This is a genomic window from Haloarcula sebkhae (genome assembly GCF_014647415.1).
Taxonomy (GTDB): domain Archaea; phylum Halobacteriota; class Halobacteria; order Halobacteriales; family Haloarculaceae; genus Haloarcula; species Haloarcula sebkhae.
Map to the genome: position 1 here is coordinate 1 of NZ_BMPD01000001.1, position 23,251 is coordinate 23,251.

Sequence of the window (23,251 nt, forward strand, 5' to 3'; positions counted from 1 at the left end):
ACACCACTACAACCACGAACGACCGAACCAAGCACTCGACGGACGAACGCCAGCTGAGGAGATTCAGAACTAGACAGTGCCGGGCATACAGACTAGTCAATTGAGCGACGTACCATATTCGTTACTGACTGCAGTGGATTCGGACCGATCCGACGAGCTTCGGTTAGTTCCGACTACGACAACCACTAGCCGGCGATCAGGGCGTCGCCGCGAATAGAACTGAGTGAGCGCGGCTGGGAGAAACGGGCGAAAATAAAACGGACGGTTCGCGTCCCGACGTGTCTCTCAGTCGTCTGCAGGCGCAGCGCCGCCGGAGCCGATACTCATTCCGGAGCCCGAGACAGCGCCTTCGTTGGCGGCAACCCAGCGCAGGAGCAGGAAGGCGAAGACGTACTTCGCGAGGATGTCCAGCCCGGAGTAGCCCCATGAGGTGACGCCGACACTCAGGAGGGCAACGCCCTCGGAACCCAGCGCCCACAGGATCGGGTAGCCGAGCCACAGCACCACGGTGAGAATCTTGAGCGTCCCGAATATCTCGCTCGTCCCGGCAGCCTCTGCGTCGGCCGGCCACTGGACGAGCAGGACGTACAGCACCGCGACGAAGAACGCGCAACTGATGCCGTAGAACACCCAGCGCAGCAGGTGTGACGAGGTGATCAGTGCGGCGGCGAGGCCGGTCACACACATCCCGATATCCATCGTGATGGCGGTGAACAGCGACGCGATGTCGGTGTCAGCCAGCAGGCCCAGCGCCAGGAGAATCATCGGTGTCGAGAACGTCCACGTCAGATAGCGGCCCCACGGTGACAGGACCTCCTGGCCGGCGAGGGCGTGGCCCGGCGGCATCTGCAGAAACCCGACCGTCAGCCCGGAGGCCAGCCCGGCGTAGCTGGAAATCGAGACCAGCGGTACCAGCATCGTTGCGACCCAGATGAGTTTCGCGCGCGGAGATTCGATGTCCCGACCCATCGCGACGAACAGGAGGATGACGACGCCCGCCAGCGCGATGTTCACCCAGAGTGATGAGTTCAGGAGAAAATTCGACTGTATCTCCTGAAGTACGTCTGCTTGTGTCGCCTGAAGCACTGTCGTTGCAGTGGTACTGGCAGCTGTCATGTGTGCTAACTACGAAGAGAGCACTTAAAGACGCGTAGCCAAACGGTATCGGTATCCGATGTTGGATTCGGGTTTCGGAAGGGCAGGGCCAGTCCCGGACACGATGGTGGAATCACCGTGCTAAACAGCCTCAGACACGCCTGACTGCTCGCTAGCGAGCGGGCGACTCACTCCGGGAACAGCTCTTCTTCACGCTCGATGGCCTCGATGCGCGCAATTTCGGCGTCGGTCAGCTCTAGGTCGGCAGCAGCGATGTTGGCTTCGAGATGGGATCGGGAGGAGGCTTTTGGAATCGTGACGACGTTTTCGTAGCTGGTTACCCAGGCGATGCTGACAGCGGCCGGCGACGTGTTGTGCTGGTCAGCGATGTCGACGATGGTCGGGTTCTCGAAGACGCGACCGCCGGCCAGCGGTGCGTACGCGACCAGCGGGTAGCCGTGTTTCTGGGCGTCAGCGAGCAGTGGTTCACGCCAGAACAGCGGATGGAACTCGACCTGATGTGCAGCAATCCCATCGAGGTGGTCGCGCGCGACAGCCAACTGGTCCGGGTCGAAGTTCGAGAGCCCGACGTGCTCAGTCAGCCCTGCCTCGCGCAGGGCCTCGACGGCGGGTAGCGCCGTTTCTGGGTCGTAGTCGCCACGTGGGCGGTGGATGTACAGCAGATCGATGGCGTCGAGGCCGAGTCGGTCGAGGCTCGCCTCTGTCGCTGGACGGACGGCAGTCGCCCCGAGTGCGTCGATCCAGAGCTTCGTCGCGACGATTAAGTCGGCCCGGTCGGTTTCGGCGGAGGCGATACCCGCACCGACAGTGCTCTCGTTCTCGTAGATCTGCGCGGTGTCGAGATGGCGGTAACCACAGTCGATCGCTGTCCGAACGACAGCCTCGTCTTCGATACCCATCGTGCCGAGCCCGACTGGCGGGAGGTCCATGCTCCAGCGTTCGGACCACCGTTAAAAAGCAGTAGTGGCTTCGCCGGCCCGCATCCCCCCAGATGCGGCCCGTCGATCGGTTAGAAATCGGTCTGCTGCGTGACAGCCGCCGCGTGGTCAGCCCACTTTTCAACGGTGGGGGACCCCCAGTACTTCACTGCGCCGCTTCGCTCGTCGTAGTCGATGAGTCCGATCCGATGGAGCACCGGCAGGTGCTCCTCTTCGAGTTGTGTTTGGATAGTCGAGGGTGACGTATCTGCTGCATCGACCGCGCTCGTGCCCCCCAGCTCCGAGATTGCCGATGCGAGCGCCCCAACGTCAGCGGCCGTCTGGTCAGCGCTCGTAAAGTAGTGACAGACGGCACGGCGCCGCCAGTCAGCCAAAACCTCGAACACGTTATCTACATCTGCCGTAGACAGTGTCCTGTCTGACGGCCTCATCCCACACCACTGGTCACTTCGTGGCCCAGCATTCCTTTGGTTACTCATTTGTGCGCAGTAAGTTAACTGCCGCAGTAATCATCAATCACACGCCTAGATTACTAGGTAGTGTCCGAGACACAGGTGTGAATCACCCAACAATACAACTATGCTACACGACTAGATGTCAAAAATGGCATCGATGAGGTTCCGTTCTGCCCGCCGGAGATGCTGGAGGAGTGTCGACGAGGCGATGTCAAGCGTGGCCGCGAGTTGCTCGGCGTTCGTATCTCGTGGCCACGCGTAGTACCCGGCTAGAAACGCCGTGCGAAGGACTTCTTGCTGGCGATCAGTCAGGTGATCACGCGGGTCCGATTCGGCGTCGAGTACGTCGTTTGCCTGTTCACGCTCCTGTTTCGCCGTCAGCGTAAAGTCAGACGTACAGACAGCGAGTGCCTCCTGTATCGTTCGGGAATCAGCGTCGAGTGGTGCTTCAACCGTTATCGAAAGCTTCCCTTCCTCTGCGACCAGCGTTTGGCGGCGAGCGCCGACATCCAGCAGGAGGGACTGGATGGTTTCCGTCACCTGCAGTTCAAGAACACCACCGTCGTCATCTGTACAAACGACCCGCGAGTCGAGAACGTCCTCGTGAGAGCGAAGTTGTTCCGAGACTGCATCGATTGGTCCCCCATCGACAGCGAGATACAGCAGATGGGCCGGGCCGATATCGACTGATCCGACGGCCTCGATTCGGCAACCGTATGCGTTCGCTGCCGAGACGAGGGGCGTATCAGCGTTTTGCGATTCGAAGGTCAGTTCGAGGATCTTGTCGTGGGAAAGCAGCCGCCGGTTCTGGACAGCGGTGAACGCGAAGCCGAGCATCTCGCCAAGGACGGCGAAACTCTCCTCGACACGTGTGGTGAACGCATCTGGCTGGTCGGTACACACACACAGGACTCCGTGGACTATATCGCTGTGAACGATTGGAATCGCCGCAATAGAGCGGGTTTCTCGGTCACTCCCAGTGCCTTCGCCTGACGTGACTTCGGACCCGCGTTTAATTGTCGTTGTCTGAATTGTTCCCGTCCGAAGCGCCGTTTCACCCGGACTGGAGTCGGTCTGGTTGTCACTGGTAATGCTATCAAAACACCCTTCATCGCCGCCGGCGACCGCCGTTGGAGTGAGGTTGTCGTTGACCCCGGATCGCTCACCGATCCAGGCCAGATCCCACAGCTCAGACTCGACGATCCGGTCGCATACTGTCACGGCGAGTTCGTCCTGCGTTGTCGTCGTTCCCAGCGCACGGATGAGATCCTGAACGAGAACATTAACCCGGTCAAGCGTTACCAGCTCGTCACGCTGTCGTTCGATTTCGTTCTGGCGTTTCCGTTCTTCAGTGATGTCCTGATGGATTCCGACTGCCCTGATCGCTTCGCCGTCGTCGTTCCACTCGAACACCTTGCCGAGATCGCGAATCCACCGCCAGTCCCCGTCTTTCGTCCGCATTCGGAACTCGCACTGATACAGGTCGGTCTCTCCGTCTTTCAGTTCCTCGAGCGCCTGTTCCGCTCGGTCAAGGTCATCTGGATGGACGAGGTCAGCCCACGTCTCGTAGTGTGGCTCCAGTTCGGCCGTAGTGTAACCGAGCATTCCAGTCCAGCGCTCGTCGAAGGTGACATCGTTGGTTTTCGGGTTCCAGTCCCAGACGCCGAGTTCCGCACCCTCAAGTGCAAAATTAAACCGCTCCATCATCTCTTGGTACTCTCGCTCACGACGATTTCGCTCCGTAACATCCCGTGCGACGCCGATGACCCCGTTGTAGTTGCCGGCGTCGTCGCGAGTCAGTGTGTGGTTGAATGAGAACTCCCGTTCGGTACCGTCTTTCCGGCGAAACGTCAGGTCGACGGTCGTGCTCCCCTGTTCAGGTGCTTCGAGTAGCTCTTCGACAGCCGCCTGTCCCTTCGGAAGTTCACCGGGTGCAAGGACTGCCGAGATGTGTTTACCGCACAGTTCGTCTGCCTCGTACCCGAGGGTCGCCGCGAACGAATCGTTACAGAAACCGAGGACGCCGCGTTCGTCAAGCGTGTAGAGCCCGTCCTGTGCTCGCTCGACGAGGAGATCAAGCAGCGCCATGCGAGCGTCACGCCGAGCAGTTTCGGTGATGTCTCGCAGCAGGACGAGCGTGAGCCCTCCAGCTACGTCCGGTAGCTCGTACCCACGTCGAAGAAGACACTGATCGCGGTCGTTTCCTGAAACCCGGACAGCAACCGATTCGGTCGGAGAGTCCCGGAGTCGCTGTAGCTGCCGACGGCCGCTGGGCGTATCAGGAAGTGCCCCAGCCATGGCGTCGTAAAAATCCTCGACCTCGACAGTGTCGTCGAGACCGGAGACGAACGCCGACACCGCTTCGCTCGACCACTGTACCGCCCCGTCATCCGACAGTAAGATGGCAATTTCGTTCGCTTCTGCACGCGATTCGATTCCGGACACTGCATCTCGGAGGGCGGACTCGGTCCGATCGACTGAGGCTGATGCGACGCCGACGACCTTCTCCGCCAGCAGCCGCAGCTGTCCGTCCCCCTGTTTTGTGACGATTGTCTCTGCGTCGTCGAAGACAGTCGCAACGCTGTTTGGCGCAGTGGCGTCGGTGTAGAGGACGACCGGGTAGCGGTCGTTCGACACCAGTGCAGCCGGGATATCGCCCATCCCGGTCGGGTCGAGGACGAGACAGGAGACATCCGTCGACGCGGCGGCCTCCAAGGCGGCATCTGTTGTTGCCACGCTCGTCACCGTTATCTCAGCGTCGTGGTCCGCCAGCCCCTCGTGTATTTGCTCTCGTGCCGTCGGGTCGGAATCGAGATACACGACTTCGATCTCTCGGCTGGCAGCGTCGGTCTGTCTCGCTCCCGCAAACGCGATGTTGTCGAGGTCGTTTCCAATCATCACCCTGGTATGCTGTTCAATCACTTTGCTGAGACGTAATAACTGTTCGGCGGCGACAGTTATGTCCGGACGGTCAGATCACACGTTCGGCAGTCACAGTGGCCAGACGGTTGGGAGTCCCACGGCTCCTGTCGTGGCCTATCGGACACAAAACGCTTGGGTTGATTGTGTACTGTGCTCAGCCACAGATCCTCGCTAGCTGGCATCTCGGCCATCGAACCCAGCGAAACACCTGATATCAGTCGACAACGAGCAGCCGCTCCCGGAGGGTTTCGGCGACATCAGTGAGGTGGGCCTGTCCGAACGCCGCGACCAGCAGCGCCCCGAGCGAATTGAACATCGTGTCCCGAACTGTGTCGTCGAGACCGTGTTGCGCCAGCGGCATTGTGACACCCGTTTCGGTGGCGACGATATCGAGTGCGAACTCGAACAGTTCCCAGATCACCCCGAAGGAGAGCACGACGACGAAGATGTACACGAAGAAGACGCGGTTGGGAATGTGAATCGAATCGCTGTGGAGGTCGATAGTCCGGGCCGTCGTGTACCCGAACGCGGCGATGAGCGAGGCTGACATCGCGTGGGTGAGGTGGTCCCACCAGCCGATCTGTCCGTAGAGTCCGGCGGACCCGAGCGTGTGCAGGAACACCGCGGTCGTGATCCAGAGGGCGAGCCACGGGTCCAGCGCCAGATTGTAGTTTCGCCGCGTCACTGCGGGGAGAAACGTCACCAGCAAGCCGACACTGCCGTTCGTAATCGGCTTCGGCCGGCCGGTGACGATTCCGTAGCCGACCAGCCCGAGCAAGACGAGTTGCATCGCGCGGGTGATTCGCCGCTGGTTCCGCATCGACGGCCGGGGCAGCCTCATCGTCGCACCATCCGTCTGATGACGCGCCAGAGGCGGCGGTCCCGTCGTCTGAAGTAGCCATCGAACAACACACCCGCGACGAGTCCGGCGAGGGTGACATACAGCCACTCGGTCATCAGCGCCTCGTTGGTCGTGAGATACGACGTTCCGAGAAACCGGTCGGCGTTCCACCGGAACACTGTCCAGGCCGCCACGGCGGCGAGCGTCGTCAGGACGACGAGACAGACGGCAAACCAGTGTGTGACTTCCAGTTCAGTGAACATATGCAGTTCCACGATAACGAGTAGCGACAGCGCTGCCAACGAGAGATACGTGGCAAATGTTCCGACCGTTCCGCCGACGAGGCCGCGGACCAGGATCGGCAGGCAGGCGAGAAAGAGCAGTTCCCAGGGCGACATGACGCGCCACTCGCGGTAGGCGACTGGGGGGACAAGCACGACAGCGCCCACGACACCGACGAGCAGTATCCACTGATAGTCGATATCGAGGACGCTTTCGACGAACACAGCCGTGAGAATCGCGACGAACAGCCACGCGATGAGTGCGTTTGTTCGCCCATCGCGGAAGAGCTTCTCGAACGTGTCGTCGAGGTCGATGTTCCCGAGGCTGCTCTCGGGACGCTCGGACCCATCCGTCATTGCGTCCAACTGGGATACGACAGCGAATAAACCCAGCGACGTGTTTATACTACCGACAGGCCCTTATACAGGTATATGATGCTGCCGACGCACGCGATAGCGGGGCTCGCCATTGCGACACCGCTGCTCGTCCTTGCGCCAGACCACGCCGCGGTAGCGCTCGCTGGCGGCCTCGTCGGTGGCGTCCTGCCCGACCTCGACCTGTACTCGGGCCACCGGCGTACGCTACATTACCCCAGCGGGTACACGCTCGCGGTTGTCCCGGCTGCTGGGTTCGCCGCCATCCTCCAGACACCACTGCTCGTTGCGCTTACCTTCGTTCTGCTGGGCGCTGCCCTTCACTGCCGGATGGACCGGTACGGCGGCGGTCTCGAACTCCGTCCGTGGGAGGCCACGTCCGAGCGCGCCGTGTACGACCACGTCCGCGGCCGATGGCGGTCGCCGAAGCGCTGGATACTGTACGACGGGTCGCCTGCGGACGTGGGCCTGATGGTACTCGTCGGTGCGCCGCTGTTCGTCATTCTGGACGGGCCGTTCCGGTGGGCCGTCGCCGCGGCCCTCCTCACCGGCGCGACCTACGGGCTCCTGCGTCGTCGACTGGCAACTCTAGCACCGGTGGTGTTCGGCAACGTTCCCGAATCGATTGCGGCCCACGTCCCGGACCGCTACCGGAAGTAACGCTCGACTGCCGCGCCGCTGTCTTCACGAATGTCCTGCGAGAGCGTCCTCAGCAACACCACGCAGCGTCAGCCACGTGTTGATGCCGGCCCGTAGTGCGACGAGGTCGGCCGCCTCGACAGCGAGTTCGACTTGCCGTCCATTCCGGCTGAGCCGCGCCGTCGTCCGGTCACCCTCGATATCGTCGATTTCGGGACGGATGCTTCGCTCGATGGCGCGAGCCCGGTCGGCGCTATCGTATTCGGCGGTGAGGTAGGTCCGATGTGGTGCAGTCATACTGTTCGGGGTATCGCATCGGTCGCCGGACTGCCCCAGAAAAGCCGTGTGCAACGTGGCGCAGTCGGCCGTCGACTGTCGGCCGCGTCCCGACTGCCTCAGTTGACGTTGATCTCTTTGACGTCGGGCGACCGCTCCTTCAGCAGGACGCGGTGTCCGCAGTACGGGCAGCGAACGCCGCCGTACTCGTCCAGCGTCACGTCGCGCTTACAGCGTGAACACTTGTAGCTCATAGCTGAGAGATAGGGATGGAGGTCCTTTACTCCTCGTCTTCGGACAGTGCGGCCCGAATGGAGCGTCGAACAGTCTTGCCGCCAGGCGTCTCCGGCTTGTAGCTGCCGCCGGTGAACTTGTAGTCACAGTAGCTGCACTGCCAGATGCCCGTCCCCTGACGGTCGACGCGGTCTTCGCCGCAGTTCGGACAGGCGTGGTCCTCGTTCATCTCCGATTCGATCTCCGCAACGCGGCGTCGGGACACGCGACCGTAGCGAGCGCCGAAACGGCCCGAACTGCCGGTCTTTCCGCTCTTGCTAGCCATAGTGGTCTCTTGTCCGCCGAGCGGCCACATAAGGCCTTCGAGATTCGGTTCCCGGTGGCCCCACGGCGACATAACTCAAGGGGGAGGCGGGCAAACCGTCGCTCGATGGCAGCGTTCGACGGAGTTCGCAATCGCCTCCAGCGGGTCGCGCCGGCCACGAGCGGGCGGCTTACCGCCTCGGAGTTCTTGCTTTCGGGCGCGGCGGCGGGTCTATTCGGCTGGGGTGGCACGCAAGCGATTACGTGGTCGGACCGCGCTGTCGGCGCGCTGCTCGCCACGGCGCTGTGGGTCGTCCTGATCGGCGGCTTCATCGGCCTGACAGTCCTGCACGCGCCGGACTCCGTCCGCTTCTCCGACGCGATGCTCGCTTGGGGGACGGTCAACACCACTGCGATGGCGTTGACCGTCGGCGGCCTCCTCGGTGCCGTGCCCGAGTCGCTGGCGTTCTGGCACGCGTGGGTCGGTGCGACGGCTATCGGCTACTGCTGGACCGGCGGTGTCCTCGAAGGGGGCGGGCAGCCCGTGCGCGGACGTGGCTATCTGGGTGCGGGCGTCGTCGGACTCGGTCTGTTGACCGTCGGGGCGGTAGCGTTTCCGCTTGTCTCCCCAGTCGGTTATCTGGCGCTCGCCGCACTCCATGCGCTCCCCATGGTTCTCGACGTGCGAACGGCGTTACCGGCTGTTCACCGGACTGGTGTCGTCGGAGTCGCGGTGGCCGCGGTACTCGTTGCCGGCGTTATAATTGCCTAACGCCGGGACCGACCGACTCTTAATTCACTGGCAACAGGTTCCTGTGTGGATATTTCACATCAAGACGTGTTCTGGGGGATTGCAGCGGTGTTTCTGTTGCTCAGTGGCGGCTGGTTCCTCTTCGCTAATCGGTTGCTGCTCGCCGCTTCCATGGTGTTGAACGGTTTCATCGCGGTCGTCGCTTGGTGGTATACGCGGGGCCAGCCAGTACAAGTCTGAGCCGCCGGGACCGAGACATAGCGGCCGAGCCACTGGCCGGCTACTCCTGCAGTTCGGCTTCCTTGAGCGCTTCGTTCAGGTCGGCTCGGACGTGTTCGCCGAGTTCGCGGTCGCCAGCCGTCGTGACGACGCGGTTCTCCTGCACGCTGGAGCCGTCGCGGATGAGCACCCGGACGTTGCCGTTGGCGTCGGCGCGGGTCGCCTTCGCTCGGACGCCCGTCGGCGAGCTCGCACCGCCAGCGTCGATGGGACCGGGAATAACCTTCTTCACGTGGGGGTGGCCGGCAACGGTCTGGATGACCCGCTGGCCCGACCGGCCGCCGATGAGCGTCGAGTGGCTCCCGCCCAGTTTCTCCGCCGGCGCGGCGTCGACCACTTCGAGCGCAGGCTCGCCCTGGCGGTCGATGACCCGCTGGACCGGGTCCTCGCCCTCAACGCGGAAGAACTCGTAGTGAAGTTGTGGGCGGACGGCGGCGATAACATCGCGGTCGCCCGTGACGTACACCTCTTCGGGTCGTTTGCGTCGGACCTCGTCTGCGACGAGGCCGGCGAAGTTCCGCAGTTCGACGACGACCGTTTCGTCGCTCCCCTCGCCCTCCGGCGTCGTCGTCACCGTCCGCTGGCCGACGACCGACCCGTCCAGCAGCGAGGTCACTGTCGCCCGCTCACGATCGAGTTCGAGGACGACGGCGTCCGTATTGGCAGTGTGACAGACCAGGCAGTAGTCGCCCGGTCGGTCGAGCGGCGTGGCACACTGCCGACAGTCCATAGCTGTGGCTACGGGCCCGTGCTGATAAGCGAGACGGTTCACATCTTACGCACGACAGATTCAGCCCTCATCTTCGATGGTCGCACCGGGCGGATAGATGGCACAGACTGTGGCGTCGTAGCCGGCGTCGGAGAGTCCGGTCCCGAGCGCGACCACCGTCTCACCGAGCATTGCCATCGCGGCGTCACCGCCGGCTTCGGCCACGTCATCGATGACCGCCTTGACCTCCGGCGTCAGCAGGTCCGCTTCACGAGAGAACTGCCGGGCGGCCTGCATAAACGTCGAGAGCTTCGGCTCTTTGACGACGGTAGAGAGTGCACGTTCGCCGGCGGCCGTCAGTGTCTCCGTATCGCCGCCGACAACGTCCGCCGTCGATAGCTCGCCGAGCGTGAGGTATTCGACGCGGCTGCGCGCCGGGATGGCGTCGAGGTAATTAAACTGTGGCCCGCCGGGTTCGAGGCGGAGCGGCACGCCGCCGCGAGCCTGCGCGACGACATCGCCGAGGCCCGAGCCAGCCTGAACTTCCGCGCCGTGGGCGATGGTCACCAGTTCGTTGTACGAGAGCCCGTGGCCGAAGACGGCGTTGGCCGCCAGCGCAGTGCCAAGCGCCAGTCCGCCGGAGACGCCGAAGCCGGACCCGAGCGGGAGCGGCGTTTCGGCAGTGACAGTCGCCGTTGTTCGCAGGGCATCCAGCACTCGCTCGACGGCCTCGACCTGAATCGACTCGCCGTTCAGCGTTATCTCGGTTTCAGCCCCGCGGCTGACAGTAACGGAGACGCCGTCAGACAGGGCCAGTCCGCCCCCGCGAGAGCCGGTCTCGATCGGGTCATCGCCCCGGTCAACGGTAAAAAAGCCCGTAATGTGGCCGGGAACGAACGCGTGTGCTTCGTCGCTCATTGCCTCTCCGTGGGACCCGGTGGCGTTAAGGATTGGTGATCGGCCGCTCCGGCCACACAGGCTGTTGGACGTTCTCTCCGTACAGAGTTTCAGACGACCGACAGGCGGTTCTCCGACCCGTAGTTTGATGTGTGTTTACGGCGGATGACTGTGCAAACATGCCGACGATAAGCGCGCGACTCCCGAGCGAAGAGAAAGATGAACTGGACGACGTCGCTGAGTTGCTCTCCGAGGACCGGTCGACCACGATTCGAAAGGCCCTCCGGGAGGGACTGGAGACGCTTCGACTCCGCGTCGCCGTCGAGCAGTACCAGTCCGGTGACGTGTCGGCGGCCGAAGCCGCACAGCTCGCTGATCTCTCTATCGCGGAGTGGCTCGACGTGGCCCGCGAGCGAAATCTGACGACACAGCTTGAGCTGTCCGATCTGGAGCTCGATGCCGACACGGCCGCGGAGCTATGACTCGCATCTATGTCGGGCCGACGGCGCTGTACTCGCTGGGGCAGGTTGGGGAGCTGTCGCTGCTGGACGCGTTCGACGGCGACATCGTCATTCCCGAACCCGTCATCGACGAGGTCCAGATCGAACCGACCGCGACGAACCTAGCAGAGTACCGCGAGAGCGGTATCGAAACCGGCGTCGACGAGGACCACATCGACCAGGCCAGGTCCCTGCTGGGCGACGCCGACCTCGGACCCGCCGTGACGGTGCTCGCTGGCGTGTTAGCCTACCGTGACAGCGACGACCGCTCTGCCGTAGCTGTCGTCTCCGAGGACCGCACTGTCCGCCGGATGGCGCAGGGTCTCGGCGCAGAGGTGACGAGCAGTTTCGGCGTCGTGGTCCGGGCCGCTATCGAGGACAAGTACCTCAAACCGACCCAGGCGAAGCGGATCGTCAGGCGCATCGATCAACACGGGATGCATCTGACCGGGGAACTGCGGGAGCGGGCAGTCGGTGAGGTCGCATAGCGCCGATTGAGAAAGCGGCGGATTCAGCCCATCTATGCTGGGATAAGGGACTAATAAACACGGTCCGTATTCTTTGCTGTGTCAGAACAACCCGCGCCTCAGTTTCTCGTGGCTTCAGCTATCGTCTGCGTGCTGGGCTGTCTCGTCGGTGCGCTGCTCCCGATTGTCGTCGGGTCGACCGCCGCGTTTACCGGGAGCGTGACTTCGAGCGGGCTTCTCGGACTCGTTTTTACGGTGCGAAACCTCCAACTGCTCCGTGCGACCGGCGATCCGAGTTTACCACCGGCCGTCCTGACGACGATCTTCGGCGGCTGGTTCATGCTCGCCCCGCTGTTGTACACAGACGTCGGGTTTCTCGCCACCGCCGGGACACAGCTCGCCGGAACAGTCATCTCGACGTTCGGACTGTACGTCACGGTCGCCGGGCTGACCGACGGGCCAGCGTAGATAGCCGCGACAGCTATTCGCCGACCGCGGCGGCCAGTTCCGCGGTAACGGCGTCGACGGCGCTCTCGATATCTGGATGTCGCCCCGTTCCGACGTCTTTGCACCCCTGTTTTCTATCGACCCGGACCGCGCTGTCGTCGAAAAGTTCGGGGCGAACGACGAGTTTGGCCGCAGCACAGACGCCATCGTCGTCCGGAATCCGATATTCGACGATGCCGCCGTTGGCGTCACTTCGCTGCCACAGTGTCGGCGGAGTCGGCAGTGCAGCGACCAACTCCTCCGGGTCAGCGGCTGTCTCCGGTGACGGGTGGGACATACCGTAGTAAAGGCTGTGAGACCCAAACGTGTTACGCCGACTCGGGTGCTGTGTCCCGACACCGCTATAATGCCGTGGTATCAGAAATTGGCCCAGGGCCATGTCATTCCGCTATCGGTGCGTGTACTGACTCTGCCCGCCAATTCCGACGATATACGCCGGTTTCAGACGTTTCGGACCCTGAGCGAGCCGGGATGCCGCCACCATCGTTCGGAGCTAGATGCATGGGTTTAACACTCCGGCTCCCAACTCTGGAGGTATGCAGGGTAATCTTCCGCCTGAAGCACAGGAGAAGCTCGAGGAACTGCAGGATCTTCAAGAGACAGCACAGCAGGTCGCCGCACAGAAACAGCAGGCCGAGACGGAGCTCCAGGAGTCCCAGACGGCGCTGGACGAGCTCGACGACATCGACGAGGACTCGACCATGTACCGCGAGGTCGGCGAACTCCTCGTGAAGACCGAGTTCGACGAGGCGCAGGACGACCTCGAAGAGAAGGTCAACAGCCTCGAAGTCCGCGTGGAAACGCTCGAAAAGCAGGAAGAGCGCGTGCAGGAGCAGTTCGAAGAGCTCCAGAGCGAGCTCCAGCAGATGCTCGGCGGCGCAGGTGGCGCGGGTCCGGCCGGCGGTCCCGGCGCTGGCGGCGCATAAGGCGATGCCGACAGACGATGAGGTCGTCGAGACAGCCTCAGCCGCCGCCGAAGACGTTGTCTTCTCGCGATACGATGTCGGCGCGGTCGAGGACCTTGACGTGACTGTCACCTTCGAAGACGGCGTACTGGACGTCGACGTGTACGTCAACGCGCCCGACAGTCGGCAGGACGAGGCACAGGTCGCGGACGACGCCGCCCTCGCCGCTCGGGCCGCCGTCGACGACCTGTTCGAAGAATAGGGACCCGCATCGGAGCGGGCAGTCACTCGGTGTTCTATCGACGCCGCGAACCGTCAGTCGTGGCTATCGACGGCTGGGTCCCCGGTCCGGTCGCTCGCAAACCCGGTTCGGAAGGCGATCCAGCCGAGCACTGAGACGAACAGTATCGGCGGGAGAATCATGAACCCCCATAGGGGGTCCAGTCCCCAGCCAAGTAGGAGGGCCAGGTCAAACAGCCCGATAGCGAGAAATGGCGAGACAAACAGGAGGGCCCGCTTCCGGTTCATCTCGCCCGACGATTCCGACGCCGACGAGTCCTCATCACCCGCAAGGAGATCTGCCGTCGTGCGGTCACGGGCTCCGTCGTCAGCGTGGACGCTGGACTCGGCGGTGTCATCCATACCCGTCCCTCAGAGTTCAGCAAGCAAAAAAACCGCGCTTGGTCAGTCGTCGGTGGAGAGCCGGTCAGTCAGGGGGTTATGCGTCGCTGTCGTCGTCCGCGTCTTCGGTCGCGTCGTCATCCACAGTGGACTGCTCGTCGTCCGCATCAGCGTCATCTGAACCAGCGTCCTCGGACGCCGATTCGTCGTTAGCATCGTCACCAGGGGTCAGGTCGCTGATCTGTGCGCCCAGATCGCCCGTGAGTTCGCCGGCCTGCTTCTGCCCGATGAGCGTGTGGATCTCGCTGACGAAGTCAGGGACCTGTTCGGGGAGATCCGACGGCGGGCCGCGCTGGTCGCCTGCCTGACCGGCATCAGCGGGCGGGCCGCGGCGGTCAGCCGCCTCGGTAGCGCCGTCGGATCCGTTCTCGTCTGTGTCCGCTGTTTCGTTCGCCGCCTGCTCGGCAGCGTTGTTCGCCTGTGCGTTGTCCGCATGGTCGTCGGCCTGTGCGCCTGCTGCGCCGGGGAGTGCCGCCGCCGAGCCCGTGATGACGAGCACGGCAAGCAGGCCGCCGGCGATCGTAGTGAGTTTCATTCTGATCGTTGCCTCCGCTCGTCTCTCTGGCCCAGTGGCATATGAAGGGGGCGAGCCCAAAAGGCGATTTAACTCGAATTTATCCGAATTAGCCGATCTACCGCCCGTTTTAATTCGGTTTAATTCCGCTTCAGCGGGCGCTCGCCACTCCGTCGCGTCTAGACGGGACTGCTGGGCGGGATAGCTGGCGTGCGCGTCGCACGATCGGTCCGGTCGCGATAGCGTATCCGGAGTCGGCGAAGCATAGCGGACAGGACAGACCGCTGAAACCGCCCCGGGGTAACTTTTCATACCCGCGAACCCAACACTGGTCCATGGAACACGATGCCACGGTCGAAGGGGTCGGCGTCGGGGTCAACGAGGAGGGGGGCGGCACGCCGGTCGTCTTGCTCCGTGCACGCGAGGAGATCGTCCCCATCTTCGTCAGTAAGGATCAGGCCCAATCGATGCAACTGGCGATTGCCGGCGAGCCCTTCGAGCGACCGCTCACCCACGACCTGCTGGTCGAGATGGTGACGGAGTTCGGGGGTGCCATCGACCGGGTCCGTATCGACGACCTAGCAGACGGAACCTTCTACGGGAAGATCGACGCGGAGCAGTACACTGACGACCGGCGTAAAGACATGGTGTTCGACGCCCGCCCCTCGGACGCTATCGCGATTGCCCTCCGAGTAGATTGCCCGGTCGTGGTAACAGATGACGTTATCGACGAGGCCGGGCGCCCGCCGGAGCAGTTCGATCAAGGAGGGAGCGGAAGCGAGGATCTGGGCCTGTGAGAACACGAAACCTTTCTGCATCTGTCCACCCTGAGCGTATCTGATGGGGTACGAATCGGTCATTTTCGACAACGACGGCGTGTTGCTGACGCTGACTGACATGGACGCACACTACGTCGGCGCACGCCGGGCCTTCGAGGAACTCGGCGTGCCGTCACCGTCGACAGCCCACGTCGAGGCGATGAGTATCGGTGTGACAGTGCCCGAACTCACCGAGGTCTGTACGCAGTACGATATCGACCCCGAGCGGTTCTTCCGGGCTCGTGACGAGGCCTTGACCGCGGTCCAGCAGGCGCTTATCCGAGCTGGCAAGAAACAGCCCTACGGCGACGTGTCCATGCTTGACCGACTGGACTGTCCGCTGGGCGTGGTGTCCTCGAACCAACGTGATACCGTCGCCTTCGCCTTCGAGCATTTCGACATCGGCCACTACTTCGACACCGTCTGGGCGCGCGAGCCGACAGTCGAGAGCCTCCGCCGGAAGAAACCGCAGCCGTACTACATCGAGCGGGCGATGGAGGACCTCGGTGTCAGCGACGCCCTGTTCGTCGGCGACAACGAATCCGACATCGAGGCAGCACACCGGGCTGGAATCGACTCGGCGTTCATCCGTCGTCCGCATCGGACCGACACCCGACTCGACGTGACACCGGACCACGACGTTTCCGGGCTCGAAGACGTAGTTCGGATCGCTGGCCGACGCAGCGGGAGCGACTGATCCGTATCCGGATCTAACGGATACACAGCCATCACGTTCTGGTACGTATACTGAAAGCAACCTTTCCCATGGCAAGTGCCGTGAAACGGTATGGAGAAGCCGGTCGGTGGAACGGATGAGAACGAACAAGCGGCACGTGACACACCGGCACAGCAGTCCCCCCCTGTGCTGTTGGAGACCCTCGCCGCACGAATGCCCGAACCGGTGGTCGTCACCGCCGCAGACGGGGAGATACAGACCGGGAACGATCACCTCTGTGACCTCCTCGACTCGGACCCGTCGGACGTGTTTGGAAGCCAGATAGCTGAGCCCTTCCCGGACCTCCGTGACATTGACTTCGGAACCCACTGCAGTCAGTCACCGGAATCACCGCTGACGTCGTCGTGTTCGGTCGGCGACACGGAACGGTGGGTCGAGATCGCCTTCGAGCCCCAGCAGTGGGACGGCGAGGAGTTGTATCTGGGAATCGTCCACGACATCACAGAGCGCCACGAGCGGACGGAGATGCTCGAGCAGTACGAGCGGATCGTCGAGACGATCGAGGACGGTATCTACACGCTCGACGAAGGGTTCACGATGCAGACGGTCAACAGCGCTGTCGAGTCGATGACCGGCTACGACAAGGACACGCTGATCGGATCGAACGCGACGCTGCTGGCGGACGAATCCGTTATCGAGGAGGCAGCGGAGATGTCGCGGCAGTTCATCGAGGGCGAGCGCGACGTCGGGACGCTGACGACGGACCTCAGAACCGCTGACGGGGACACGCTCCCTATAGAGACCAAGTTCACGACATACGACCGCAAAGACGGGAGCTACCGGCAGGTCGGTGTCGTTCGGGACATCTCGGACCGGAAGCGGTTCGAGGAGACGCTCGCGGCGCTGCACGAGTCGACCAGAAAACTGCTGCATACGGAAACCAAGACAGCCGTAGCCGAACAGATACTCGAGACGGCCGTCGACGTGCTGGAACTCCCCGACGTAGAGATCTACCTGTTCGACCGAAGCGACAACACCCTTCGTAGCGTCGGCGATGCCGAGGCGGACCGAAGCGCGTCAGTCGGGCCGGGCGAGGGCACAGTGTGGGACGTGTTCGTGCAGGACAGTGCCGTCGAGATCGCCCCCGGCGAGCGCATCGACCTTGGGGCGGGACCGGTCACAGCCGACGCGAAACGGCTCTGCCTCCCGCTCGAAGACCATGGCGTGTTCTACATCGAACTGGGCGAGCAACACAGCGACGCCAGGACCCGAGAGATGGTGGACCTGCTCGCCGCCAGCGCGGAAGCCGCGCTCGCGCGAGTCGACCGCGAGACGACGCTCCGCAAACGCGAGGCCGAGCGCCGCGAACAGAACCGCGAACTGCGACGGCTCAAGCAGGTCAACGCGATCATCCGTCGGATCGATCAGGTGCTCGTCGAAGCGGAGACCACCGAGGAGATTGAACAGGCGGTGTGTGATCAGTTGGCCGAATCCCAGTGGTTCTCCTTCGCCTGGATCGGCCGACAGGACGCGACGGAACTCGTTCCCAGAGCCTGGGCGGGCGACACCGCCAGCTATCTGGACGCTATCTCGCTGTCGCTTGAGCGCGAGGGCGGGCCGCCGGCCGTCCAGACTGCACAGTCCGAAGCGATGACTATCGTCCCGTCGGTGGCTGACAACCTTCGGGGAGATCACTGGCGGACGGAAGCGCTCTCCCGCGAGTTCCAGTCGGCGCTCAGCATCCCGCTTGAATACGACGACTTCGTCTACGGCGTCCTGACGGTGTACGCCGGGCAGGAAGACGGGTTCGACAAGATGCTCCAGGAAGTGTTTACCGAACTCGGTGAAACCATCGCGAACGCGATACGGGAGGTCGAGTCCCGACAGCGGCGGGCCGGCGACGGGACTGTCGAACTCGAACTGTCGCTGTCGGCCCCGCAGTCGTTCCTGACGCACCTCTCAGACCGGGTCGGCGTCCCGGTCATCTGTGAGGGGGCCGTACAGCGGAGCGACGGTGCGATCCGTCTCTTCCTCGCTATCTCGGACTGTGACCCGGCTGTCGTCGAGGAACGGATGCTGTCGATGGCTCGTGTCGACACCGCACGAGCGATCTCGACCGACCAGTTGGACGGGCTTTACGAGATCGTCGTGACGGGCCAGACCGTCGCGGAGACGCTACTGGAACAGGGCGGGCGGTTGAAAACGATCCGAACGTCGACGGGCGGACTCACGGTGACAGTTGTCGTTTCGGGCGAAACCGATATTCGCCAGTTCGTCGAACAACTCGGCGAGCGCTATGCGGACGTCACGCTGATCGCGCGCCGTGACGGCACACAGTCCAATGGCCAGCGGGACAGTACAGCCCGGTCGGCACTGGAGGAGCAACTCACCGATAGACAGCTCGAAGTACTCCAGACGGCGTATCTGAGTGGCTTCTTCGACTGGCCCCGGGAGACGACTGGCCAGGAAATCGCGTCCAGCCTGGACGTGTCACAGCCGACGGTCAACCGCCACCTCCGCGTCAGCGAGCGAAAGCTCCTCGAACTCGTGTTCGGCGATAGCTGAGACCGTCGCTATAGTGTTAGTGACTAGTCCGGCGGACTGTATCTGTATAGCCACAATCGGCTTTTCAATCACTCATTAAGGGATAAACAGCGACGAACCATGTCCCAGGCAAAACTGGTCTACAGACCGACACCCAACGAACCGCTGAGCGAAACCATCGTCCACGCAGTAGCCGACACACTGGGTGTCGACCCCATCGACCTCGATGACCGAATCAGTGACTGTATCGACCCTGATGCCCTGGACCGGCTGTTCCGTCCCGATACGGATGGCACTCCAAGTCCTGACGGGCTAGTCGTGTTCAGTATGGCTGGCTGTCGTATCGAAGTCGAAGGGAATCGTTCGGTGCTGGTGACACCATCCCGCGACGGCTCGGCGGCAACTGGACTCGAAGCGTAACTGCGCTCTGCGTGCGGCTGTTCTGCTGGCACTCTCTATTGTGAGTAGTAGTGCCGATGACAGAGCTATTAATGTCACCTTATTTTCCTCTTCATCTCACATGCTGCCGATATTTTTCAGTAAGTAGATATTTCTTTTGCGGAGCAATTGAAAAACTGGTACGTAAATTGGAGTAAAAGTCGACCAAATACATTGTTAATAGTATACTACTAGCATCCCACACGTCAGTACCACTATAAGCGCAACTTCGCCTCTCGAATGTATGGACCGTGGACACCAACTGATCGAAACCGGCTCGCAGTCGGGCAAGAGCATCGCGGCAGCGACCAATCAATCTGAAGAAGTAGAAACACCCAAACTTCAGTTAATCGAACATTATTCCGCCGGCTGTGCCGAGGTTCGGGGTGCAAGCGTTGGGGGGCAGTCACAATGAGCGTTGAGTCGCCCCCAGTCGAGACACAGGACCTCCTCGAAGAGGTTCGGACGACCAGCCTTCCGGAACGGGTTACAGAATTGGCAGACGAGTACGAGCGGGTCTGTGGCGAGCGTGACCGGTTCCTCTGGCAGTGGATCTACTCGCTGTTCCCCGAGTTCACGCTCTCCTCTGTCCACCCGGATCACGCCGACCACGTCCGGACACAGAAGACGATACTCACGATGTACGTCACGATTCTGGACGACATCGTCGAGAACGACGGGGACCGAGACACCTTCGAAGAGGCCCGACGACTCGTGCAGGACCCGTCGTCCGTTGACCCGAACCGTGCGGCGGTAAGCGATGACTTTTTCTCCTTTATCCAGCGTGTGTGGCGGGAGTTCGAGGGCGGCCTGACTGACGCACCGCGCGTCGACGAGTTCTACGACGTGTTCACCTACGATATGCGACAGACGCTAAACGCGATGGACTACAGCGCCGTCGTCAACGAGAACCCACGGATTGCGAACCTCAGCGGGGCCGAAACCTATGGGGCACATAACATGGTAATGTTTCCCTACGCGGCCGTTGACCTCATGTATTCGCCGGAGTTCGAACTCGCCGATTACGGCACGGTCCGGGACCTGATCTGGGACCTGCAGGAGATGGCCCGCATCGGCAACTGGCTCACCACCTGGGAACGGGAGGTCAAAGAAGGGGACTACACCGCGGGAATCGTCGTGCTGGCCCTCCAAGAGGGGTTCGTCACTCCCGAAGAACTGGAAAACCCCGACGGGAAAGCCGAACTCATCGACAAAATCAAAGCCGAGCAGTTCGAGGCTAGGTTCCGAGACCGGTGGGCCGAGATTTATCAATCCGTTCGTGATCGCAAGTTCGACACGGACAGTGTCGATCTGGACGCGCTAGTGCAGGGCATGGAAACCGTGTTTCAGTACCACGAAGCCAGCCGCGGATACAAGTAACGTCCCCCGTCCACGGGAACACTGGCGTCTAATTCTACGGAATATCAGTTGAAACGGATGCTGTGCCGTCAGTCGTCAGCGACGAGCGGTTCCTCGTCGTCGGCGACGAGGCGGTCCATCGCGTCAACCATCGCGCGCACGGACGCCCGGGTGATGTCGGAATCACTGGCCGAGACGACGACGTGGTCGTCGCCGCGTGACATCTCGATTTCGACCGTCACGAGCGCGTCCGTCCCGCCGGTGATGGCGTCGACGTGGTAGTCTTCGAGCGTTGCATCGGCGGTGTGTGACAGTGCCACCTCGGCGGCGTTCATCGCGGCGTCGACCGGCCCGGAGCCGACCGCTGCCTCCTTGCGTTCCTCGCCGTCGACCGCGAGCCGGACGCTCGCAGTCGGGGTATCGGAGCCGGAAACGGCAGTCAGGCCGCGCAGTTCGACCCGTCGGTCGCGCGCGTCGCCGGTCACCTCGTCAGCGATGGTCAACAGGTCGGCGTCGGTGACGCGCTTGCCACGGTCGCCGATCTCCTTGACGCGGCTGACGATCTCCGAGAGCTGATCATCGGTGACCTCGACGTCGTGCTCGTCGAGTGCGGCCTCGACACCGGCCCGGCCCGCGTGCTTGCCGAGCGCCAGGCGGCGTTCGCGGCCCACCTTCTCCGGCGGGTACGGCTCGTACATCGAGTCGTCCTTGAGCGTGCCGTCGGTGTGGATACCGGACTCGTGGGTGAAGGCGTTCTCGCCGACAACTGCCTTGTTTGGAGCCAGCGGAATGCCGGTCCGGTTGGCGATGAGTTGGGCGAGGTCGTACACCTCGGTGAGGTCCATCGATTCGACGCCGTAACCGTGGTCGAGCGCGATGGCGACCTCTTCGAGGGCGACGTTACCGGCGCGCTCGCCGATGCCGTTTATCGTCCCATGGACGAGGTCCGCGCCCGCCGCGATGGAGACCAGCGCGTTGGTCACCGCCAGCCCCAGGTCATCGTGGGTGTGAGTGCTGACTGGACCCAGATCAGAGAGCCGTGAGACGCATTCGAGCGCACGGTCCGGCGTCGCGTGGCCGACAGTGTCGGCCCAGCAGATGCGGTCCGCGCCGGCCTCGACGGCAGCGCCGAGCAGTTCTTCGAGGTAGTCCAGATCGGCTCGCGAGCCGTCCTCGCCGATGACCTCGACCCAAAGCCCGTGATCGACGGCGTACTCCACCAGTTCGACGGTGTTGTCGACGTTTTCGCTCTTGGAGGTGCCGACCTTCTGTTCCACGTGCTTGTCACTGGCCGGAACGACGAGGTTGATGCCGTCGACACCACAGTCGAGCGCGAGGTCGATATCGTTCTGGATACCACGACAGAAGCTGGTGACAGTGCTGTCGAGGTCGAGCCCCGCGACGCGAGAGATCGTCTCGCGCTCGCCGGGCCCGGTACAGGCGCTTCCGGCCTCGATGACATCGATACGCGCCGCATTGAGCGAGCGGGCGATATCGGCCTTGTCGTCCGGCGTCAGCGAGACGCCGGGGGCTTGCTCACCGTCGCGCAGTGTCGTGTCGAGAAACTGTACCTCACCGACATCTGAGAGCGCACGCATCGCTGGGTGCCCCTCGAACAATGTGTTCTGACTCACAGAAGATGCTCCATCACGCGCCACGAATTTCGCGGCCAGCCGCCTCGCGGCGACTTCCTCTATCCTCCGTCGGGTGTTCCGACATAGTGGTGTCTACTCTACTCTTCACGGTCTAAAAGGTGACGGAACTGACTACCACACCTCATGCCTGTCGCATTCCGGATTCCAAACGGACCGTGTCACCTTCAGAAACAGCCGACGCCGCGCCACCGGGCAACTCAATGACAGTGTCCGCGTTCGCGTAGCCGACCGAGCGCCAGGGGTGCAAGGTTTCGACGGCCTGGACCTCCTCGTCGACGAGCCAGAGCACGTCGAGCGGGAACCGGACGAACAGCATATGGATGAACTGTCGGCTCGCGTGGTCGAAGGGAAAGACGAGCGCGTAGTCGTCGGGAATCGATGACCGGAACATCAACCCCCGGCCCTGTTCGAGCATCGACTCGGCGTACTCTACCTCCGTCGCGAGGGGGCGAGCCGCGCCATCGGGGTCGTGAACGAGCCGCATACCACCGCGGAAGTCGTAGGTGGGCAAAAAGGCTTCTGTCGGAACGGAGGGTTTGAGGGGGCACGGCACGGGCTACATGATATGGAGAAGGCTCCCGGGGGAACGTCCGTCGGCGTCGACGACCCGTACGACCACGTGAAGCGGTGTGACTTCGTTACCAGCGAAGGGAAGTGCCGCTGGGCGCGCGAACACGGCCATCACGACCCTGAATTCGCCAATACCCGGAGTGCCGATGACTTTCGCTGTCCGGCGGCGATTGCGCCCGACGACACGGACGCAGACGCGGAGCCGGAGTGGGACTGGGCCGACTGCCCGCATTTCCGTTCCCGGAACCACGACCGGGAGTGTGTTCGCTGCGGACTCGAAGAGCGGCGGATGGCCCACTCCGACGAGCAGCCACTATTAGAGGAACACCACCTCTCGTACCGCGAAGGCGGTGACGAGCTATCACACGAAATAACGGTCTTTCTCTGTCGGTGGTGTCACGCGAAGATCCACCAGTCGTGGGCGCGGCTCGACGACGACGTGAATCCGGACCCGGAAGCCATCGCACAGCGGGAGCAGCGCCGCTCTAAGGAGCAATCCGAACTGGGCTTCGAATCGGCGGCCGACCGCTACGACGACTCGTAGGCGCTCTGAATATCTTATTTGATAATTACTGCCGCACAGATAAGTAGGCACGTCGTA

General features: G+C 62.6%; 30 protein-coding genes and 1 pseudogene. 15 read left to right on the plus strand and 16 right to left on the minus strand.

What is annotated here, in order from left to right; genetic code table 11:
• Positions 1-73: pseudogene (locus IEY38_RS00005) on the plus strand (IS6 family transposase); the annotation flags it as partial.
• A gap of 212 nt (positions 74-285) precedes the next feature.
• Here IEY38_RS00005 and hop read toward each other — a convergent pair.
• From hop to IEY38_RS00035, 6 genes are all read right to left on the minus strand, one after another.
• Positions 286-1,116 carry a halorhodopsin gene (hop, locus tag IEY38_RS00010; protein ID WP_188974432.1) on the minus strand — a complete coding sequence of 277 codons (831 nt, stop codon included), beginning with the start codon at positions 1,114-1,116 and terminating at the stop codon, positions 286-288.
• Positions 1,117-1,283: 167 nt separating this feature from the next.
• Positions 1,284-2,045 (minus strand): aldo/keto reductase, encoded by a 762-nt coding sequence (locus IEY38_RS00015; RefSeq protein WP_188974433.1) that lies wholly within the window; start codon positions 2,043-2,045, stop codon positions 1,284-1,286.
• 80 nt (positions 2,046-2,125) lie between these two features.
• Positions 2,126-2,485 (minus strand): DUF7344 domain-containing protein, encoded by a 360-nt coding sequence (locus IEY38_RS00020; protein ID WP_170097342.1) that lies wholly within the window; start codon positions 2,483-2,485, stop codon positions 2,126-2,128.
• Between the two features lie 159 nt (positions 2,486-2,644).
• Positions 2,645-5,407, minus strand: a complete 2,763-nt coding sequence (locus IEY38_RS00025; RefSeq protein ID WP_188974434.1) for a PAS domain S-box protein — start codon at positions 5,405-5,407, stop codon at positions 2,645-2,647.
• A 238-nt stretch (positions 5,408-5,645) separates the two neighbouring features.
• Entirely contained in the window at positions 5,646-6,251 is a 606-nt protein-coding gene (locus IEY38_RS00030) for a hypothetical protein (protein ID WP_170097436.1), read from the minus strand.
• Between the two features lie 17 nt (positions 6,252-6,268).
• Positions 6,269-6,910 carry a hypothetical protein gene (locus IEY38_RS00035; RefSeq protein ID WP_188974435.1) on the minus strand — a complete coding sequence of 214 codons (642 nt, stop codon included), beginning with the start codon at positions 6,908-6,910 and terminating at the stop codon, positions 6,269-6,271.
• 75 nt (positions 6,911-6,985) lie between these two features.
• On the opposite strand from IEY38_RS00035, the gene IEY38_RS00040 reads away from it, so the two are divergent.
• Positions 6,986-7,588 carry a metal-dependent hydrolase gene (locus IEY38_RS00040; protein WP_188974436.1) on the plus strand — a complete coding sequence of 201 codons (603 nt, stop codon included), beginning with the start codon at positions 6,986-6,988 and terminating at the stop codon, positions 7,586-7,588.
• A 24-nt stretch (positions 7,589-7,612) separates the two neighbouring features.
• Here IEY38_RS00040 and IEY38_RS00045 read toward each other — a convergent pair whose 3' ends face one another.
• The 3 genes from IEY38_RS00045 to IEY38_RS00055 form a co-directional block, all read right to left on the minus strand.
• Complete coding sequence (locus IEY38_RS00045; RefSeq protein ID WP_188974437.1) at positions 7,613-7,864, minus strand: KEOPS complex subunit Pcc1; 252 nt, start codon at positions 7,862-7,864, stop codon at positions 7,613-7,615.
• A gap of 98 nt (positions 7,865-7,962) precedes the next feature.
• Complete coding sequence (locus IEY38_RS00050) at positions 7,963-8,097, minus strand: DNA-directed RNA polymerase subunit P (protein WP_004517024.1); 135 nt, start codon at positions 8,095-8,097, stop codon at positions 7,963-7,965.
• 26 nt (positions 8,098-8,123) lie between these two features.
• Positions 8,124-8,432: a 50S ribosomal protein L37ae gene (locus IEY38_RS00055; RefSeq protein WP_188974438.1), complete on the minus strand. Its 309-nt coding sequence runs from the start codon at positions 8,430-8,432 to the stop codon at positions 8,124-8,126.
• Between the two features lie 75 nt (positions 8,433-8,507).
• On the opposite strand from IEY38_RS00055, the gene IEY38_RS00060 reads away from it, so the two are divergent.
• The gene (locus IEY38_RS00060; protein WP_188974439.1) at positions 8,508-9,152 is read left to right on the plus strand and encodes a hypothetical protein; all 645 of its coding nucleotides are present in this window, start codon (positions 8,508-8,510) and stop codon (positions 9,150-9,152) included.
• 259 nt (positions 9,153-9,411) lie between these two features.
• Here the strand turns inward: IEY38_RS00060 and IEY38_RS00065 are convergent, their stop codons facing one another.
• A complete protein-coding gene (locus tag IEY38_RS00065) occupies positions 9,412-10,140 on the minus strand; it encodes a DUF2103 domain-containing protein (protein ID WP_188974440.1) in 729 nt (242 codons plus the stop codon).
• Positions 10,141-10,200: 60 nt separating this feature from the next.
• Positions 10,201-11,037 carry a pantoate kinase gene (locus IEY38_RS00070; protein WP_188974441.1) on the minus strand — a complete coding sequence of 279 codons (837 nt, stop codon included), beginning with the start codon at positions 11,035-11,037 and terminating at the stop codon, positions 10,201-10,203.
• Positions 11,038-11,195: 158 nt separating this feature from the next.
• On the opposite strand from IEY38_RS00070, the gene IEY38_RS00075 reads away from it, so the two are divergent.
• From IEY38_RS00075 to IEY38_RS00085, 3 genes are all read left to right on the plus strand, one after another.
• A complete protein-coding gene (locus IEY38_RS00075) occupies positions 11,196-11,498 on the plus strand; it encodes a UPF0175 family protein (protein ID WP_004517029.1) in 303 nt (100 codons plus the stop codon).
• On the plus strand, positions 11,495-12,004 hold the full coding sequence (locus tag IEY38_RS00080) for a hypothetical protein (protein ID WP_188974442.1): 510 nt from the start codon (positions 11,495-11,497) through the stop codon (positions 12,002-12,004). The genes IEY38_RS00075 and IEY38_RS00080 overlap by 4 nt, the downstream gene beginning before the upstream one ends.
• Positions 12,005-12,133: 129 nt before the next feature.
• A complete protein-coding gene (locus tag IEY38_RS00085; RefSeq protein ID WP_188976089.1) occupies positions 12,134-12,451 on the plus strand; it encodes a hypothetical protein in 318 nt (105 codons plus the stop codon).
• A 13-nt stretch (positions 12,452-12,464) separates the two neighbouring features.
• On the opposite strand, the gene IEY38_RS00090 is transcribed toward IEY38_RS00085, so the two are convergent.
• On the minus strand, positions 12,465-12,767 hold the full coding sequence (locus IEY38_RS00090) for a hypothetical protein (protein WP_188974443.1): 303 nt from the start codon (positions 12,765-12,767) through the stop codon (positions 12,465-12,467).
• A 259-nt stretch (positions 12,768-13,026) separates the two neighbouring features.
• Here IEY38_RS00090 and IEY38_RS00095 point away from each other — a divergent pair, with 259 nt between their 5' ends.
• Both IEY38_RS00095 and IEY38_RS00100 read left to right on the plus strand, forming a co-directional pair.
• Positions 13,027-13,416, plus strand: coding sequence for a prefoldin subunit beta (locus IEY38_RS00095; RefSeq protein WP_170097331.1), 390 nt, complete (start codon positions 13,027-13,029; stop codon positions 13,414-13,416).
• A 4-nt stretch (positions 13,417-13,420) separates the two neighbouring features.
• Positions 13,421-13,657, plus strand: a complete 237-nt coding sequence (locus IEY38_RS00100) for a hypothetical protein (RefSeq protein WP_004957622.1) — start codon at positions 13,421-13,423, stop codon at positions 13,655-13,657.
• Between the two features lie 53 nt (positions 13,658-13,710).
• Here the strand turns inward: IEY38_RS00100 and IEY38_RS00105 are convergent, their stop codons facing one another.
• Both IEY38_RS00105 and IEY38_RS00110 read right to left on the minus strand, forming a co-directional pair.
• On the minus strand, positions 13,711-14,037 hold the full coding sequence (locus IEY38_RS00105) for a hypothetical protein (protein WP_170097329.1): 327 nt from the start codon (positions 14,035-14,037) through the stop codon (positions 13,711-13,713).
• Positions 14,038-14,113: 76 nt separating this feature from the next.
• Entirely contained in the window at positions 14,114-14,611 is a 498-nt protein-coding gene (locus IEY38_RS00110) for a hypothetical protein (RefSeq protein ID WP_188974444.1), read from the minus strand.
• A 314-nt stretch (positions 14,612-14,925) separates the two neighbouring features.
• Between IEY38_RS00110 and IEY38_RS00115 the strand changes: the two genes are divergently transcribed.
• The 6 genes from IEY38_RS00115 to IEY38_RS00140 all read left to right on the plus strand — a co-directional run bounded on the left by IEY38_RS00115 (position 14,926) and on the right by IEY38_RS00140 (position 20,446).
• Positions 14,926-15,387 (plus strand): bifunctional nuclease family protein, encoded by a 462-nt coding sequence (locus IEY38_RS00115; protein WP_170097327.1) that lies wholly within the window; start codon positions 14,926-14,928, stop codon positions 15,385-15,387.
• A 43-nt stretch (positions 15,388-15,430) separates the two neighbouring features.
• On the plus strand, positions 15,431-16,105 hold the full coding sequence (locus tag IEY38_RS00120) for an HAD family hydrolase (RefSeq protein ID WP_188974445.1): 675 nt from the start codon (positions 15,431-15,433) through the stop codon (positions 16,103-16,105).
• A 90-nt stretch (positions 16,106-16,195) separates the two neighbouring features.
• Entirely contained in the window at positions 16,196-18,649 is a 2,454-nt protein-coding gene (locus IEY38_RS00125) for a bacterio-opsin activator domain-containing protein (protein WP_188974446.1), read from the plus strand.
• A 99-nt stretch (positions 18,650-18,748) separates the two neighbouring features.
• A complete protein-coding gene (locus IEY38_RS00130; RefSeq protein WP_188974447.1) occupies positions 18,749-19,048 on the plus strand; it encodes a HalOD1 output domain-containing protein in 300 nt (99 codons plus the stop codon).
• 262 nt (positions 19,049-19,310) lie between these two features.
• A complete protein-coding gene (locus IEY38_RS00135; RefSeq protein ID WP_188974448.1) occupies positions 19,311-19,481 on the plus strand; it encodes a hypothetical protein in 171 nt (56 codons plus the stop codon).
• Positions 19,478-20,446: a terpene synthase family protein gene (locus IEY38_RS00140; RefSeq protein ID WP_188974449.1), complete on the plus strand. Its 969-nt coding sequence runs from the start codon at positions 19,478-19,480 to the stop codon at positions 20,444-20,446. The genes IEY38_RS00135 and IEY38_RS00140 overlap by 4 nt, the downstream gene beginning before the upstream one ends.
• A 68-nt stretch (positions 20,447-20,514) precedes the next feature.
• On the opposite strand, the gene IEY38_RS00145 is transcribed toward IEY38_RS00140, so the two are convergent.
• Positions 20,515-22,023 carry a (R)-citramalate synthase gene (locus IEY38_RS00145; RefSeq protein ID WP_188976091.1) on the minus strand — a complete coding sequence of 503 codons (1,509 nt, stop codon included), beginning with the start codon at positions 22,021-22,023 and terminating at the stop codon, positions 20,515-20,517.
• A 178-nt stretch (positions 22,024-22,201) separates the two neighbouring features.
• Positions 22,202-22,564 (minus strand): DUF192 domain-containing protein, encoded by a 363-nt coding sequence (locus IEY38_RS00150; RefSeq protein WP_188974450.1) that lies wholly within the window; start codon positions 22,562-22,564, stop codon positions 22,202-22,204.
• A gap of 81 nt (positions 22,565-22,645) precedes the next feature.
• Here IEY38_RS00150 and IEY38_RS00155 point away from each other — a divergent pair, with 81 nt between their 5' ends.
• Positions 22,646-23,194: a DUF7097 family protein gene (locus IEY38_RS00155; protein ID WP_188974451.1), complete on the plus strand. Its 549-nt coding sequence runs from the start codon at positions 22,646-22,648 to the stop codon at positions 23,192-23,194.
• Positions 23,195-23,251 lie beyond the last annotated feature (57 nt).